The 10,658-nt window shown below is 45.7% G+C and carries 12 protein-coding genes; 6 read left to right on the forward strand and 6 right to left on the reverse strand.

From position 1 onward, the window contains the following. Positions 1 to 16: 16 nt before the first annotated feature. Positions 17 to 820, reverse strand: coding sequence for a phosphonate ABC transporter ATP-binding protein (gene phnC, locus QGP82_RS32215; RefSeq protein ID WP_250565168.1), 804 nt, complete (start codon positions 818 to 820; stop codon positions 17 to 19). A gap of 411 nt (positions 821 to 1,231) precedes the next feature. After that, entirely contained in the window at positions 1,232 to 1,954 is a 723-nt protein-coding gene (gene phnF, locus QGP82_RS32220; protein WP_348918262.1) for a phosphonate metabolism transcriptional regulator PhnF, read from the reverse strand. 159 nt (positions 1,955 to 2,113) lie between these two features. Here phnF and QGP82_RS32225 point away from each other — a divergent pair, with 159 nt between their 5' ends. Continuing rightward, positions 2,114 to 2,326 carry a hypothetical protein gene (locus QGP82_RS32225; protein ID WP_163670012.1) on the forward strand — a complete coding sequence of 71 codons (213 nt, stop codon included), beginning with the start codon at positions 2,114 to 2,116 and terminating at the stop codon, positions 2,324 to 2,326. 107 nt (positions 2,327 to 2,433) lie between these two features. Here the strand turns inward: QGP82_RS32225 and QGP82_RS32230 are convergent, their stop codons facing one another. After that, positions 2,434 to 2,865, reverse strand: coding sequence for an ester cyclase (locus QGP82_RS32230; RefSeq protein WP_163670014.1), 432 nt, complete (start codon positions 2,863 to 2,865; stop codon positions 2,434 to 2,436). Positions 2,866 to 2,965: 100 nt separating this feature from the next. Between QGP82_RS32230 and QGP82_RS32235 the strand changes: the two genes are divergently transcribed. Together QGP82_RS32235 and mug are read left to right on the forward strand one after the other, a co-directional pair. Beyond that, entirely contained in the window at positions 2,966 to 3,499 is a 534-nt protein-coding gene (locus QGP82_RS32235; RefSeq protein ID WP_499062078.1) for a TetR/AcrR family transcriptional regulator, read from the forward strand. Positions 3,500 to 3,578: 79 nt separating this feature from the next. Further along, the gene (gene mug / locus QGP82_RS32240; RefSeq protein ID WP_163670017.1) at positions 3,579 to 4,133 is read left to right on the forward strand and encodes a G/U mismatch-specific DNA glycosylase; all 555 of its coding nucleotides are present in this window, start codon (positions 3,579 to 3,581) and stop codon (positions 4,131 to 4,133) included. A 1-nt stretch (position 4,134) separates the two neighbouring features. Here mug and QGP82_RS32245 read toward each other — a convergent pair whose 3' ends face one another. Continuing rightward, on the reverse strand, positions 4,135 to 5,352 hold the full coding sequence (locus tag QGP82_RS32245; protein ID WP_499062079.1) for a winged helix-turn-helix domain-containing protein: 1,218 nt from the start codon (positions 5,350 to 5,352) through the stop codon (positions 4,135 to 4,137). A gap of 476 nt (positions 5,353 to 5,828) precedes the next feature. Next, positions 5,829 to 7,379 carry a magnesium-protoporphyrin IX monomethyl ester anaerobic oxidative cyclase gene (gene bchE, locus QGP82_RS32250; RefSeq protein WP_163670023.1) on the reverse strand — a complete coding sequence of 517 codons (1,551 nt, stop codon included), beginning with the start codon at positions 7,377 to 7,379 and terminating at the stop codon, positions 5,829 to 5,831. Positions 7,380 to 7,637: 258 nt separating this feature from the next. Here bchE and QGP82_RS32255 point away from each other — a divergent pair, with 258 nt between their 5' ends. The 3 genes from QGP82_RS32255 to QGP82_RS32265 all read left to right on the forward strand — a co-directional run bounded on the left by QGP82_RS32255 (position 7,638) and on the right by QGP82_RS32265 (position 9,928). Beyond that, on the forward strand, positions 7,638 to 8,711 hold the full coding sequence (locus QGP82_RS32255; RefSeq protein WP_163670026.1) for an AAA family ATPase: 1,074 nt from the start codon (positions 7,638 to 7,640) through the stop codon (positions 8,709 to 8,711). A gap of 3 nt (positions 8,712 to 8,714) precedes the next feature. Next, positions 8,715 to 9,365 (forward strand): DUF3226 domain-containing protein, encoded by a 651-nt coding sequence (locus QGP82_RS32260; protein ID WP_499062080.1) that lies wholly within the window; start codon positions 8,715 to 8,717, stop codon positions 9,363 to 9,365. A gap of 230 nt (positions 9,366 to 9,595) precedes the next feature. Next, positions 9,596 to 9,928 (forward strand): pentapeptide repeat-containing protein, encoded by a 333-nt coding sequence (locus tag QGP82_RS32265; protein WP_163698057.1) that lies wholly within the window; start codon positions 9,596 to 9,598, stop codon positions 9,926 to 9,928. 36 nt (positions 9,929 to 9,964) lie between these two features. Here QGP82_RS32265 and QGP82_RS32270 read toward each other — a convergent pair whose 3' ends face one another. After that, positions 9,965 to 10,510, reverse strand: a complete 546-nt coding sequence (locus tag QGP82_RS32270; RefSeq protein ID WP_163670030.1) for an RDD family protein — start codon at positions 10,508 to 10,510, stop codon at positions 9,965 to 9,967. Positions 10,511 to 10,658: the final 148 nt, after the last annotated feature.

Below are 10,658 nucleotides of genomic sequence, written 5' to 3' on the forward strand. Positions count from 1 at the left end.
AGATAATGAGCAGTTGTCAGCTTGCAAACACCTCGCTGTGACCGCTCATTACCAACTCTTCAACCGCCGATCCATAGATACTGTTGAGGCGAGCCGCATCTAGATCAACTGTATAACCGTCAAAACAAACCTCTCCCTGGCGTAGCGCGAGAGAACGCTCGAAATAGCGCTGCACGACCTGCACCTGGTGCAGCGAGGTCACTATTGTGATTCCTTGTTCTCTATTTAGACTGGTCAGTAGTTCCATAACCTTACGGGCTGAGTCTGGGTCTAAAGACGCAATCGGCTCATCTGCCAAAATAATTTTGGCCCCCTGCATTAGGCAGCGGGCAATGGCCACACGCTGCTGCTGGCCACCAGATAACGTCGATGCTCGCTTATGAGCCTGGTCTAAAATACCAACCCGCTCTAGGGCCGACAACGCTCGCACTTTCTCCACCCTAGTGAAATTGTGACTTACGGAGCGCCATAGGGACACTTGAGACAAATTTCCCACCAGAACATTTTCTAGAGCCGTCAGCCGGTTGACTAGATTGAACTGTTGAAAGATAAATCCCATTTGGCTACGAATCTGGCGAGCTTTGGAATGGAGTTCGCCCTCTATCTGTAAGATATTTCCAAAAATTTCTACTCTCCCTGCATCCGCCTGCTGTAGACCATTGAGATTACGCAGTAATGTGGACTTACCAGAACCCGATGCGCCTACGAGAGCAATCATTTCACCCGTGTGCACCCGCATGTTGACATTCTGCAAAGCAGGTTTCCCCTTAAACGCTTTTGATACCCCCATTACCTGCACAGCAATCTGAGGGGATATCATATTCGAGTTCATTTCTGCGACTGATTGCATTGCCTCTCCGCCGAATTAAATTATTTATTTGTCAGATGATACCCATTTAGGAAAACGCCCTAAGCCACTTTTAACAAGGGTTTGACACAGCCTTGGAAATCCTTAGACCCAAAGGCATTCATTCCACTAAACCACTAAGCCAAACATATCAATGCCAAATTCATAGACATTGAAATGTATAGACATCTATAACTAGCAATGTTCAATGTCATTGTCATCGCTAGCAGCTTAAGAGATAAACCAAGGTAAATTAAAATTTAGATAAAGTCAGGTTAAGGGTTAAGAGCACAGAAGCTGTTAGTAATCCTCTGTAATCCCTTTTTTTGTAAGGGGTTGATGTTGGCTGAGGTTCTTAATCTCTGGCATGTGTCCGCTGCGTTTTTACACGTCGTGTTCCATGACCAGTTCCATGCGATCTCCTCGGAAGCGGGTCACACCATACTCAATGACGGTACCGCCAGCTTGATCAGCGTTAATGGATTCTGATAACAAAATAGGGCTATTGGCAGGCATTTTAAGGAGTCTTGCATCCCGAGGGCGAGCCACCCGCGCAGAGATGCGTGTGGACCGACGCAGGTGGTCACAGTTATATTCTTTGAGCAGCATCTGGGAAATAGAACGATAGTTTTCGCAGTAGGTAGCTAGCTCTGGAAATCGTTCGCCAGGAAAATAACTGCTGCTGATGTTGATCGGTAGATTGTCAATCAGACCGAGACGCTCGTATAAGATCACCGAGGCTCCCAGCTCCAGTTCAAGATGCTTCGCTAATTTTGGATCAGCTTTCATGTCAACGATTCTAAGCACCTGCCAGGAAGGCGTTAACGCTTGAGCCTTGAGGGCCTCGTTAAAGCGCACGCGCTTGCCAATGGGTAGAGCAATAGGCGCTACTACAAATGTGCCGCGACCACGTTCTACATCGACTAATCCTTCTTGACGGAGGACTTCTACGGCGCGGCGTAGGGTGTGGCGATGGACTCCGAACCGCTTACTAAGTTCTAGTTCTGTGGGTAGTTGATCGCCGACATTAAACACCGATTCTTCGATGTTACGGCGTAGTTCGTCAGCAATTTGAAGATAAAGAGGCAAGGCGTCTTGGCGCATCATTCCTTTTGTCGTTACCCACAGTTTAACCCGCTTTTAACCTATCTAATTTTTAGCTGTATTAGGGTTAACAGGGAGTTATGTTTTGCACACTACCTTAAGGGTTGCCTTAAGAAAAGTACGTCAAGTTCTACAGCGGACTGTTTTGTTGTTGAGCCTGACATGGGAATGCCCTTTATTCTCGTTATCCTAGACGGTTTGCGCTTTGGTGTGAGCCAGACCTCTATGGGATATCTGGCTCACTTGCTGGAAGCCAGACAGGCCAGTCTCCATAAGTTGAAAGCGGAGTTGCCAACGGTATCTCGGTTACTCTGTGAGGTGTTATTGACTGGGATGCCTGTATCTATCAGCAGTATTACGTATTACGGCCAATGAGGTGGTCTGACTGTCCCACCCAAAAAGTGTTTTTCATTTGGCGATAATCAAATCAATGATATGGGTTACGTTCAGGTCCGCAACAGCTTGCCATCATCCAATTAGACTTAAGCTGAAACCAAACCAAGCTGCTGCATAACTTCTAACAAATTGCACTCGTACCACCACTCTACAATTTTGCCATCTGCAATCTGAAGCAAAGTGAAATCATTCACTTTGACAGACTTACCTGTTGGGGGCGTGCCTAAAAAGTTGCCTGTATGGGTTCCCTGAATGGTTGTGCGGTATACAACCTTGTCATTTTCAGCGACTATATCCCCCATACGTTGATAGATGTCGGGAAACCCTTGAAAAAGGGTCTCGTTAAATGCCTTATTGGCGTCCAACCCGACAATTGGCTCCGCTGCACTATTGAAGTGATAGACAACATCTGCACTCATTAACTCATCCCATACCCCACGCCAATCAGATTGGATACCCCATCCATCTTGGGCAAAGCGGAGTGCGATCGCTTTATTTTTTTCAATTAAAGTAGTCATGCTCATTACTTCCATACGGCAACGTATGGATATAGATTAATGTCGTACCTAAAAAACGTCAATACGCTACCGTATGGAAAAGGAAAATAAATCGTCCAAGTTGACTCGCCAAGATTGGATCAATCAAGGCCTCCAGACACTTGCAGAAAGCGGAGTGGAGACAGTCCGCGTTGAACCCCTTGCCAAGTGCATGGGGGTAACAAAAGGGAGCTTTTACTGGCACTTCAAAAATCGAGACGTGTTTTTAGAAGCTATCTTGCAGGAATGGGTCAATGGTCAAACCAGTCGCATCATTGAACAGGTTGAAACGATTGGGGGCGATGCAACAACAAAACTGCTTTACCTATTTGAGTTAGCTGTTCAGGATGATGGTCGAGTAGAGAATGCTATTCGGGCTTGGGCAACGGGTGATTCCAAAATTACTACCGTTCTTGTCGAAGTTGATCAACAACGCTTGGAGTATACAAAAGACTTATTTTTAGAAGTTGGATTTGAACCGTTTGAGGCCATGGTACGTGCTCGCATGGTTTACTACGCGCTAGTGGGCGAATTTACAATCGGGGCTCGCAGCGATCACGCTGAACGATTAGCTGAAATACGACTTCAGCATGCCATTCTTACAAAAAAAGCATGAGTATTACTCGTGCGTTAGTTCATCGGCACCCTACCCTCATACGCTATTAGTAGCGGCAGTTCGACTCACTATTACTTCCATGCCTTCTTTCCCAAAACCCACAAAAGCTGAAATTCAGGCGGCCTACGGTAAAACTGTTCCCGATATCATTGCTCCCAATCTAAATGTGCTCTTTTGTGGAATTAATCCCAGCATTTACAGTGCTGCAGTGGGGTATCATTTTGCCCGTCCAGGTAATCGCCTTTGGAAAACACTCCATGCTGCAGGGTTCACCCCTCGATTGTTTCATCCGTCAGAGGATCGAGAGCTGCTATCCCTGGGACTGGGTATGACGAACATTGGTGAACGCGCTACAGCTAGGGCTGACGAACTCTCCAAAGAAGAGTTATTGGCGGGACGGCAAACCCTTGAGCAAAAGATCAGACACTATCAGCCCAAGGTGTTGGCTATTCTGGGTATCACAGCCTATCGCACGGCGTTTCATCAGCCTAAGGCTGTCATTGGGCGGCAGGCCCATGGGTTACATGGCGCTATCCTGTGGGTGTTGCCTAATCCGAGTGGTCTCAACGCCCATTATCAGGTTAATGACCTGGCACGGGTATATGCTGAAATGAAACAATTTAGCGATGGCTGATTTAGGGGATGACCCCGTCTAGCGCCGTTGTTATGGATTGAGTGAGATGTTTTGGGTGGGCTTTAGTCAAAGCCACGGAGTCACATTGTTGAAAATGACAGAATTGTATGATGGCGTCTACAAATGCAGCAATGACTAAATCTTCATCAAAATTATGTTGTTCCAAATGGAGTAATTTGATTTCTAAATGGCTGTTTTTTCGATGGGCTTTACAATCCATCCGTCCAATAAATTCATCGCGGTAAAGGAGTGGCAGGCAAAAGTAACCATACTGACGTTTGGCTGCGGGGACATAACATTCTAACCGGTAATCATATTGAAACAGTGCTTTGAGCCGTTCTCGCTGAATGACACTATTGTCGAATGGCGAGAGAATCAACATGCGGTTGTTCAATCGGGGAAGAGGGCGTTCGAAGGCACCTGTTTCTAATAAAAATACTTCGCCACTGCTCACTTGTACTTGTTCTAACGTGCGCTCTGCCAACTTTGTGTTTACCAAAGCTTTTACAGCCTTGCGTAGATCAGCATTGCGGCGCTGATAGGTCAGTCCTTTGAGTGAAACCAACCCATGGCAGCGCAACTGTTGATCGACAATATGCGTCGCAAATTCTTCCATGCTGGGCATTTGTGAATTTACGTGAGATGGCAGCACCCGCTCGGTCAGGTCATAGGTTTTCTGGAAACCTTTGCGATCGCTGACCATGAGGTCGCCTTCCATATACAACTGTTCGAGTGCTTTTTTAGCAGGCTTCCAGTCCCACCAACCTGCACGTTTTTGGGTGTTAGTTTCTATATCTCGGGAGCGTAGCGGGCCATCTGAACGTATGCGGGCCAACAGTTCACCCATGAGCTTTGTATCACGGTTTCTATACCAATGGGTTTGGCCGCTTTTTATGGCGTGTTTGTAGGGTAAGGAGAAGCGAAAATCGGCGATGGGGAGAAAAGCTGCTGCATGTGCCCAATATTCAAAAATGTCTCCATTGAGCAACAGTTGATTGGTCATGGAGGGCTTAAACTCAGGCACCCTAGAGTGGAAAACATGATGGTGTGCTCGTTCTACCACCGATATGGTGTCGATCTGTACATAACCGAGGTGGTTAATGGCTTTACGTGCCCCTGCCAAACCACGTCCATAGGGTTGAGCTTGCAGCAAACCTTGTGCAGCCAGGGCAAGGCGGCGTAAACGCGCCTGCTCTTGTGGATGTTTAATTTCAATCATGGCCATACTTGCCGCATAACGGCAGAGTTGTGCGGCTGTGAAGCACCTTTCAAGCTTAGCCGATATTTTCGCTCAGACAGCATCAACGCCATGTTCGGGGGCAAAACCTCTGGCGGGGGCTGCCATGATTTCAGCTGGAACTTCCGACTTCTACCGATCCCTCAACGCTATTCACCCTGAGCGATCCACCGATATTGAATGGGGCCTTGGCCAATGACCAACCGTTGACAAAACATAACCTTGGCTAGGTGGCAGACCCCGCCCCCCACCGAGTGCACTTGTCGTTAACGCTACGGGCGATCGGGATATTGCGACAAGCGACCGCCGAGATTTGTTGGAACTGATGAGATTTGACCAATCGTTATTAAAACTCAACTGGATGCTATGAGCGACAACGTTTGGGGACCTGTTGCAATTTGGGATACCTGCACTGCACTCAGCCCAAAAGGTTCATCAATGGACTAGTTGAGTTGTGTTCAAGAACGGACTTTAGAGCTTGCTTGCTCAATAGGCATTGTATGCTTCATTGGCTGATAGGACATGCGTAGTGGAATTTCTTGATGGTCTTGCGGCACACCCCAAAATTCTCTTAATGTTGGTCCATTTATTATGCGAGAGTCGTGAAATAGAAAGTTCCAAAATTCATGAACTATAACCCGTCGCCCCATGCGGGTAAACCAATTCATGCCATGCCGTGCAGCTCGATCTGGCTGCAGAAATGATCTCCATAACGCCTTAGGGCGGGCCTGCAGAACTATTTCAATAAATTTCACCCACAGAAAGATACGCCAGGGAGGCATGTAGCGAGTTTCTAATACCTGATGTTTGTAGTCCCACTTACGTTGATCGGGTTGGATAATTCGCCTCTCAGAAGCTATTCGATAATATCCAGTCCAGCGATGGGGTGTAACATATAACGACATAAGTTGGTCAGGATCGTACCAGAGTAGCTGTTTGAGCGAACGAATAAAGTCATAGTCAGTAACCTCCTCAAAATCAGTCACCCATGTGGCTAGAGAAAGAATGCCATGCTGTCGAAGGAGACGAATGGCTTCACGATCAGTGCTAGTTTTACTGCCTTTACGAATTGCCTTGAGTGTGACTTCATCGGTATTTTCCATACCCAGGAGAAATCGCTCAACGCCTGCCTGACGGTACAAATGCAGGATATCCGCATCTCGTACAATATCGTCTGCACGGGTTGAACCGATAATACTGATCTGTAGATTTTCAGCAATAATAGCTTCACACAGTTCACGCCAGATGGCTTTGTTTACTGTTGGGTTTTCGTCGGCCAAGTTAAATAGTTCTACGCCATGGGTTCGATGAAGCCAGGCAATTTCCTTTGCAAATTTCTTTGGGTTACGATGTCGCCAACGAGCCCAGAAGCCTCGCTGTCCACAGTAGTTACATAGGTGTGGGCAGCCTCGGGAAAACTGTATAACGACAGCTTGCTTACCGCCGTAGTAGCTATAGTTCTTCAGGTCGACTAATTCCCAGCCGATGCGATAGGCATCAAGATCTTGGATCATAGAAGCAGGGAGTGTTTCAATGATCTGATTATTACGACGGAAGGCAATACCTTCTACGTTAGCAAGATCATTCGCCTCTTCAATAGCCGCCATCAGCTTAGGAACAGTGGCTTCACCCTCACCTCGAACAATCACGTCAATCTGAGATTCTTGGGTGAGTATGTCGTGGAAGTGATATGTGGGAAAGACTCCACCGTAAACAATCGTGAGGGAGGGCAACTCTTGCCGAAAGCGAAGAGTAAGATCAACAACAATTGGGTGGGCTGAGGTTGAGCCTGAGTGACCAATAAGCAGTACCTGTGGACTGTGAGTAACAACTTGCTGAACAATTTCATCATTAGAAAGTGGGCCAAGTTCAGCGTCAAGCAACGTAACGTCATGACCAGCGTCCAATAATGCTCCACCGACACACAATAGTCCCAGAGGGGGCAGTTGCTCCCGTGGAATACGACTGCCAATGGCGGGGTGCGGTGGATTCACGATGAGAATACGCATAAACTCTCTGCACTGTGGCTACCCCGAAAGCATAGCGATTGGTCGGGCGGCAAAGTGCAGCAGATGCAGCTAACGGCAGAGTTATGCGGCGGTCAGTACCCTAGCCTCGAAATCAGTAACCCTTGCACCGCCGCACCAACCTAGTGTTAGCCTTCTTGATGTGCAAAAGCATTATGACATTATTCAGATTCGCTACTGTGAAGCTACGTTGTCCCTTATAATGAAGGTGCATACCATAACTTCAACAAACTGTCAAATATGCTGAGGTCACTGAGAATTGAAAATTTTCGTTGTTTTCGAAGATTTGAGCTTCAGCAGCTTGGCAAATTAAACTTGCTCGTTGGCACTAATAATAGCGGTAAAACTTCTATCTTAGAGGCTGTGCAGCTTCTTTATTCTCAATCTAATCTTGAATCATTGCGAGAAGTAATGATCGGTCGTGGTGAATATATTTTTAGTGATGAACGGGGCGGTAATCGTGAGCTAGATGTTCGTCACCTTTTCCATAATCATGAAATTGATGTAGGCAGCAAGTTTTCAATACTCAGCAATACTCATAGCAATGAAGAAGGCGTCACGGTATCTGTAGAAAATTCAGGCCAAATGAGTCTATTTGAAGATCTACGAGAGCTTGTATTAGTTATTGAGTGGTTGGGACAGGAAAATGAGAGCATTAAACTGCCCTTATCCTCTAGAGAAGGTTTGCCGTTAGATTACATAAGACGTGTTCGCAAAGATTTAAAGAAATTAGGATCAAGAACCCAATTTATAACGTCTTCCTCCTTGACCAGTGAGAAAATGGTTGAGTTATTTGATCAGGTTGTTTTGACTCCAGAGGAGGAGCTTGTTACAGAAGTACTCCAGATAATTGAGCCAAGTATTAATCGTATTGCTTCAGTTGGTTCTGAAAAGTATAGATATCCTGGTGATTCACGTAGTGGGTTTGTTGTCAGGCTCACTAATGAAGACCAACGCATACCGATTGGTAGTATGGGGGATGGAATATGGCGAATGCTTGGCCTTACGTTAGCTATTGTTAATGCAAGGAATGGTGTTTTATTAGTCGATGAAATTGATACTGGATTCCACTTTAGTGCAATGTCTGATATGTGGAAATTAATATGGAAAACAGCTAAAAGGCTTAATGTGCAAGTTTTTGCCACAACTCACAATAGTGATTGTTGGACGAGTCTTGCTGCAATGGCAAATTCCGAAAACGTGATTGAAGAGGGAATTACAATTCAGAGGATTGAGAAAGATAAGCCAAAGAGTATTGTATTTACGGAACGACAAGTTGTAATCGCTGCTGAACGTGGAATTGAGGTGCGATAGGGCATGGCTGACATTTACCCCAACGTTCTTCTTGTCGAGGGAAAACAAGATCGTTTCGTAATCCCAGAACTAATCGAAGCCAATGGTGTGAATTGGGGAACTCGGACAAGACCGGTTGTTTTTATTCGTGATTATGACGGTTATCAAAATTTAGTCGATCCAGACGTAATCTCGACAGAGCTACAAGCCTCTGGGCTTTCGGCGCTCGGCATTATGATTGATGCTGATGATAATCCTATAGGACGTTGGCAAAGTATTAGAAATGCAAGCTTAACCAGTATTCCTGATATTCCAGACGTCTTACCTGAAGATGGATTACTCCACCCTACTTCTAGTGGAATTAAGTTTGGAATTTGGATAATGCCTGATAACAGGATGCGCGGCATGTTGGAAACCTTCTTAACTTATATGATTCCAACAGACAGTGAAACACTCTGGCAGTTTGCCCAGGTAGTAACCAACGAGGCTAAAGGTAAAGGTGCTGTATTTACAGATCCTCATCTCGATAAAGCTAATATCTACACCTGGTTAGCTTGGCAGGATCCTCCAGGGAGACAGCTACATCAAGCAATTATGGAACGCATTTTGCATCCCAATCATCCTAATGCCCAGAGGTTTGTAACCTGGTTCAAAACTTTGTATGGCTTGATTTAAGGGTTTTTATTGCAGAACATTAAAGCATTTTCAATAAAAGGTAATATCTGTGTGTGTCGCGACTGAAAAATTCAGTATAGTTAACCTTTGAACACAGTAAAAACTGGTGCAAGCGGCTAAAAAAGAATACATATACATATATTATCCGTAAAAGTGTTAAATTTTGGGACCTACCCCTTGAAGCTCGTCTAATGTAAGGATTACACTGTCTCCAATTTGTAGAGGAAGCTATGAAGCTGTTCCGAGTTTTACTCACTACAGCCATTATCCTTCTAGTACTTCAGGCTGAAACACCCCTGAGAGTCGTTGCCTTAAGGGCGACTAAAAATTGTTCCGGCTGTCGGTTAAAAGGAGTACGCATTCAGCATGCGGATTTGACTGGTGCGGATTTGAGTAATGCGGATCTCAGATGGGCACAGCTGGATTCCGTCAATCTTAACCACGCAAATTTACAAGGGGCAAATTTGCGCCATGCCCGTCTCTACAATGTGACCACTAAAGGTACAAATTTTTGTGGGGCTGTCTTGATGGATGCAGTCAAAGGCTATTGCAGTCAGCCATAATGCGAAAGACCAAAGCTTTGAGCCCCAGATCATCTATCATTCTGGATCCTGCGGACGCATCACTCGCGAATACATTAACGCCAGACCAAATGCATAGTAATACTTGAGTTGAATTTCAGCTGTACCGATGGGTTCTGCTTGAGCATTAACAACACAGGTGCCGGCAATTCGATCACGTAAGGATTGGCGATCGTCATCAACGCTGGACCATAACAAATCAAACAACAGATTAAACGGGCCAAATGCCCATAATAATAAACGAAAGGTCATGCGAAACATGGAGGGGCGTCCACCACGCAGATTAATGATCCGGGCACCCATCAGCCGATAACCCACCGTGCGAATGCGTGATGATTTGAGAGTCGTTAAGTAAGCCCACACTATACCAAAATAGAGCAACCCCATTGACCCGTTGCGGTTACCAACGATTGGTATCAAAAAAATGGCAAATAACACATATACGATGATCAGCACTGCCAAATCGATAAGCAAAATGGCAATGCGACGCATCATACCAACATAATCATCCGGGGCGAAATAAACACCCATGCCAAGGGAAGTATCGTGGTTATGGGTTGTCATGGTGTGTCGCCTCCCTTAACTCTTAAAGGGTGACAAGGAACTTCAAGCCTATAGTCGGCAATGATTTGGGAAACTAAAAGGGCAAAAAAATAGGGGACTATGCAGCCCCCACAAAAAATAAAATGTTGCCTCAAGTATACCAAACGAT

It is taken from the genome of Leptothoe sp. LEGE 181152 (genome assembly GCF_032906605.1).
GTDB classification, from domain to species: Bacteria; Cyanobacteriota; Cyanobacteriia; order Phormidesmidales; family Phormidesmidaceae; genus Leptothoe; species Leptothoe turfae.

Bases quoted from the DNA above. Each gene is read 5' to 3' on its own strand.
- mug (WP_163670017.1), top strand. From the start codon at position 3,579: ATGCCTTCTTTCCCAAAACCCACAAAAGCTGAAATTCAGGCGGCCTAC.
- QGP82_RS32255 (WP_163670026.1), top strand. From the start codon at position 7,638: ATGCTGAGGTCACTGAGAATTGAAAATTTTCGTTGTTTTCGAAGATTT.
- QGP82_RS32245 (WP_499062079.1), bottom strand. From the start codon at position 5,352: ATGATTGAAATTAAACATCCACAAGAGCAGGCGCGTTTACGCCGCCTT.
- QGP82_RS32265 (WP_163698057.1), top strand. From the start codon at position 9,596: ATGAAGCTGTTCCGAGTTTTACTCACTACAGCCATTATCCTTCTAGTA.
- QGP82_RS32225 (WP_163670012.1), top strand. From the start codon at position 2,114: ATGGGAATGCCCTTTATTCTCGTTATCCTAGACGGTTTGCGCTTTGGT.
- QGP82_RS32230 (WP_163670014.1), bottom strand. From the start codon at position 2,865: ATGACTACTTTAATTGAAAAAAATAAAGCGATCGCACTCCGCTTTGCC.
- phnF (WP_348918262.1), bottom strand. From the start codon at position 1,954: ATGATGCGCCAAGACGCCTTGCCTCTTTATCTTCAAATTGCTGACGAA.
- bchE (WP_163670023.1), bottom strand. From the start codon at position 7,379: ATGCGTATTCTCATCGTGAATCCACCGCACCCCGCCATTGGCAGTCGT.
- QGP82_RS32270 (WP_163670030.1), bottom strand. From the start codon at position 10,510: ATGACAACCCATAACCACGATACTTCCCTTGGCATGGGTGTTTATTTC.
- phnC (WP_250565168.1), bottom strand. From the start codon at position 820: ATGATATCCCCTCAGATTGCTGTGCAGGTAATGGGGGTATCAAAAGCG.
- QGP82_RS32260 (WP_499062080.1), top strand. From the start codon at position 8,715: ATGGCTGACATTTACCCCAACGTTCTTCTTGTCGAGGGAAAACAAGAT.